Genomic DNA, 4,584 nt, shown 5'->3' with positions numbered 1-4,584 from the left:
TCTCAGGCCGGGATGACCCGTTTTCTGATGAATTTCCTGCCCGAAGACAAACGTCCGCAGGAGGTCATCGGCTTTATGCAGGGCCGGCTCAAAGCGGCCTATACCGTGCTGAACGACCGTCTTGACGGGCGCAACTGGATCGTCGGCGACGACATCACCAACGCCGACCTGAGCTGCTGTGGCTATCTTTATTATCCCGAGCCTTACGGCTTTGACCGCTCCGACTGGCCGCATATTGATGCCTGGCTCACGCGCCTTTCTGACACACCGGGATGGCAGCATCCCTATGACCTGATGCCCGGCTCCCCTGCCGACCGGGCCTGATAAAACTGGTGCCCTGCACCGCAAGGAGACTTAAATGACTGACGCATACATCTATGACGCGCTGCGCACCCCGCGTGGCAAAGGCCGCAAAGACGGCAGCCTGCACGAAGTGACCGCCCTGCGCCTGTCGGCACAGACGCTGAACGCGTTGAAAGAGCGCAACAATCTCGAAGGCCACGCCGTGGAAGACGTGATCTGGGGCAATGTCACCCAGGTTATGGAACAGGGCGGCTGCCTTGCGCGCTCTGCTGTGCTTGCCTCTGATCTGGACGAGCGCATTCCGGGCCTCGCGATCAACCGGTTCTGCGCGAGCGGCATGGAAGCCGTTAACCTCGCTGCCAACCAGGTGCGCGGCGGCGCTGGTCACGGCTATATCGCAGGTGGCGTTGAGATGATGGGCCGGGTCCCGATGGGCAGCGATGGTGCCGCCATTGCAGTCGATCCCACGCTGGCAATGGAAAAGTATTTCGTGCCGCAGGGCATCAGTGCGGACATTATAGCCACAGAATACGGTTTTACCCGTGACGAAGCTGACCAGCTTGCTGTCGAATCCCAGCGCCGTGCAAAGGCCGCATGGGACGGGGGCCGCTTTTCGAAATCCGTAATTGAAATCCGCGACCAGAACGGTCTTACCATTCTGGACCACGACGAATACATGCGACCGCAAACCGATATGCAAAGCCTTGGCGCCCTGAACCCCGCGTTCCAGGCAATGGGCGAGGTTATGCCCGGTTTCGACAAGGTCGCGCTGATGAAGTACCCGCACCTGGAGAAAATCAACCACATCCACCACGCGGGCAATTCCTCGGGGATCGTCGATGGCGCCGCGGCGCTGCTGATCGGCTCAAAGGAGTTCGGCGAGAAGCACGGGCTGAAACCCCGCGCACGTATCCGGGCCACGGCAAAGATCGGCACAGACCCGACCATCATGCTCACCGGCCCCGTGCCTGTCACTGAAAAGATCCTCGCCGATCACGGCATGGACATCAAAGATATCGACCTTTTCGAGGTAAACGAAGCCTTTGCTGCTGTCGTGCTGCGCTTCATGCAGGCCTTTGATGTGGATGCTGACAAGGTCAACGTCAACGGTGGTTCTATTGCAATGGGTCACCCGCTGGGCGCGACCGGAGCGATGATCATCGGCACCCTGCTGGATGAGATGGAACGGGCAGACAAAGAAACGGGTCTGGCCACACTCTGCATTGCTTCCGGCATGGGGTCCGCCACGATCATCGAGAGGGTCTGAGTGCCGTATGTCCGCTGATGCAAGGATCATTTACCAGAGGCTGCTGAGCCATATGACGGTTGCCATCCTGGAGCACGACTCTGAAGCGTGGGTAGCCGGAATGGCCCTGCCGCATCAGATGTCCACGGCAGAAGGTAAACTGGTTCTGGAGACGGTGCGGGATGTGCAGATCGGTTTCACCGACTACATTTCTGCGCTCGCGCGCGTCGGCGTGGCGCATGTCGAACGGACATGCTGTGTGGCGCACCTGGTGGCACCCGGAAGGATCTCGGGCTATCATTCGACGGTGATGTTCCGCGACGACGGTGAGGCGCTTCCTGAATATTTCGTCAGCTGGCGCCTGCACCAGGGCACCGATGACATCTGGCGGGTGATGATCTCCGAGTCTGCGCTCAGCGTGGATCAGTGGGCTGATCTGCCACACAACGAACTGTCACAGTTTCAGCGTGAGGACACCGACAGCGAAATGCGTCTGCGCAAAACGGTTCAGGCCTTTTTTCATCAGGCCGACCCAACCCTTCTGCACGGCGAATTCGGAGAGTGGACCAGATTTTACCAGCTGCCGATGGTTGTAGAATTCGACCGGGATCAGACCATTATTCATACCACTGAGGACCTGCGGCGCGACTTCGAGTTTTACCGCAACAGGTTCGTGGCCGGCGGGGTGACCGACATCACCCGTGTGGTCCGCACCGCAGAACGTGTCGGCGATGCCCTGCTGATTGCCACTTATCGCGCCCATGTGCTGAGCGATGCGGACTACATCGTTGATCCGTGGAACGGTGCCGCGACCATGCGCTGGGAAAACGGGCGCTGGCGGATCGTCGGCATTCTGAATGCATTGCCTTTCGCAGACTGGCAGCCGGCCAGCGGACCGGGCGCAAAGACATCAAAAGAAAACCGGGTAAGTCAGGGCAACCTGACACCTGTCACCGAGACCCCGACATCAGGGAGAAACTGATATGACCGACTTTACCATGAAGACAGATGCCGAGGGCATCGCAACGATCACCTGGGACACCAAAGACAAGTCCATGAACGTGATGACGCTGGAGGCCTGGGATGATCTTGAGGCGCTGATTGACGAGGCGCTCGCCGATGACGCCGTCAAAGGAGTGATCCTGACCTCGGGAAAACCTGACAGTTTTGCCGGCGGCATGGACCTCAAGGTGATCGCGAAGATGAAAGAGATGGCAGGCGATGACCCTGCCCGCGGTCTTTTTGACGGCATCATGAATGCACACCGGATCATGCGTAAAATCGAGCTTGCGGGAATGGATCCGAAGACGCTCAAGGGCGGCAAGCCAGTGGCGACAGTGCTGCCCGGGACGGCCCTTGGCATCGGGCTTGAAATCCCGCTTTCGACGCACCGTATTTTTGCCGCCGAGAACCCCAAAGCGAAGATCGGCCTGCCTGAGATCATGGTCGGCATCTTTCCGGGTGCCGGCGGGACAACCCGCCTGACACGCAAGATGGGTGCCATGGCCGCCTCGCCCTTCCTTCTTGAGGGCAAACTGGTGGCCCCTGCCGCCGCCAAAGCTGCCGGGCTGATTGATGAGGTCTCAGATGATCCGATGGCCGCCGCCCGCGACTGGGTACTGAACGCCAAAGACGCTGATATCGTGAAGCCGTGGGACGCCAAGGGCTACAAAATGCCCGGCGGCACACCTTACCACCCCGCGGGATTCATGACCTTTGTCGGCGCCTCCGCCATGGTCAACGGCAAGACACAAGGCGTCTATCCGGCGGCCAAAGCGCTGCTCTCGGCGGTTTACGAAGGTGCGCTGGTGCCTTTCGACACAGCGCTGAAGATTGAGGCGCGCTGGTTCACAAATGTGCTGATGAACCCCTCCTCCTCGGCCATGATCCGGTCGCTTTTCGTGAACAAGGAAGCGCTGGAGAAAGGCGCTGTGCGCCCTGACGGTGTCGCCGATCAGCGGGTGAAAAAGCTGGGCGTTCTGGGTGCAGGCATGATGGGTGCCGGAATCACACTGGTGTCGGCGCAGGCTGGTATTGAAGTTGTGCTGATCGACCAGACACAGGAAGCGGCTGAGCGTGGCAAAGACTATACCGCGACTTTCGCCGACAAGGGCATCGCGCGTAGAAAGACCACGCCTGAGAAAAAGGAGAAGCTGCTCAGCCTGATTACTGCCACCACCGATCTGGACGCTCTTGAGGGCTGCGATCTGATCATCGAGGCTGTGTTCGAGGACCCGAAGGTCAAAGCCGAGATGACGCAGAAGGTCGAGGCGGTGATCCCTGATGACTGCATCTTTGCCTCCAATACCTCGACGCTGCCGATTACCGATCTGGCAAAAGCCAGCGCCCGGCCCGGGCAGTTCATCGGCATCCACTTCTTCTCACCGGTCGAAAAGATGCTGCTGGTCGAGATCATCAAAGGCCGCGAGACCGGCGACCGTGCCGTTGCCAAGGCGCTGGATTTCGTGCGCCAGATCCGCAAAACGCCTATCGTCGTGAACGACGCGCGGTTCTTTTACGCCAACCGCTGCATCCTTCCTTATGTCAACGAGGGGGTGCGCATGCTCAAAGAGGGCGTGGAGCCCGCACTTATCGAGAATGCCGCCAAGCTGGTTGGCATGCCGCTGGGCCCGCTGCAGCTCACTGATGAGACCTCCATCGATCTTGGTGCCAAAATCGCGCGCGCGACCAAAGCCGCGATGGGCGATGCCTATGACGATTATGCCGATGAGGTGATATTTTTCATGGAGAAAGAGGGCCGTCTGGGACGCAAGGCCAATGCGGGCTTTTACAGCTATGACGAAAAGGGCAAGCGCCAGGGCCTCTGGGAGGGTCTGCGCGAGCAGTATCCGCCGCGCGCTGAACAGCCTGATCTCATCGACGTCCAGCACCGCCTGCTCTTTGCACAGACACTTGAGGCCGTGCGCGCGCTGGAAGAAGGCGTGCTGATGGACATCCGGGAGGGCGATGTCGGTGCCATTCTTGGCTGGGGCTTTGCGCCATGGTCAGGCGGTCCGCTGAGCTGGCTCGATATG

At 59.7% G+C, this 4,584-nt stretch carries 4 protein-coding genes; all 4 read left to right on the top strand.

Going from position 1 to position 4,584, the window contains the following annotated elements:
* Positions 1–324 (top strand): glutathione binding-like protein (locus Q0M35_RS17545; RefSeq protein WP_295317549.1); only part of this gene is annotated, 324 nt, incomplete at its 5' end.
* 34 nt (positions 325–358) lie between these two features.
* Positions 359–1,570: an acetyl-CoA C-acetyltransferase gene (locus Q0M35_RS17540; protein ID WP_295317548.1), complete on the top strand. Its 1,212-nt coding sequence runs from the start codon at positions 359–361 to the stop codon at positions 1,568–1,570.
* 7 nt (positions 1,571–1,577) lie between these two features.
* A complete protein-coding gene (locus tag Q0M35_RS17535) occupies positions 1,578–2,531 on the top strand; it encodes a hypothetical protein (RefSeq protein ID WP_295317547.1) in 954 nt (317 codons plus the stop codon).
* A gap of 1 nt (position 2,532) precedes the next feature.
* Positions 2,533–4,584, top strand: a 2,052-nt coding sequence (locus Q0M35_RS17530; RefSeq protein ID WP_295317546.1) for a 3-hydroxyacyl-CoA dehydrogenase NAD-binding domain-containing protein, incomplete at its 3' end; no start/stop codon positions are given.

It is taken from the genome of Roseobacter sp. (genome assembly GCF_024639605.1).
Lineage (GTDB): Bacteria > Pseudomonadota > Alphaproteobacteria > Rhodobacterales > Rhodobacteraceae > Roseobacter.
This window is presented reverse-complemented; position numbering and strand designations above follow the sequence as displayed.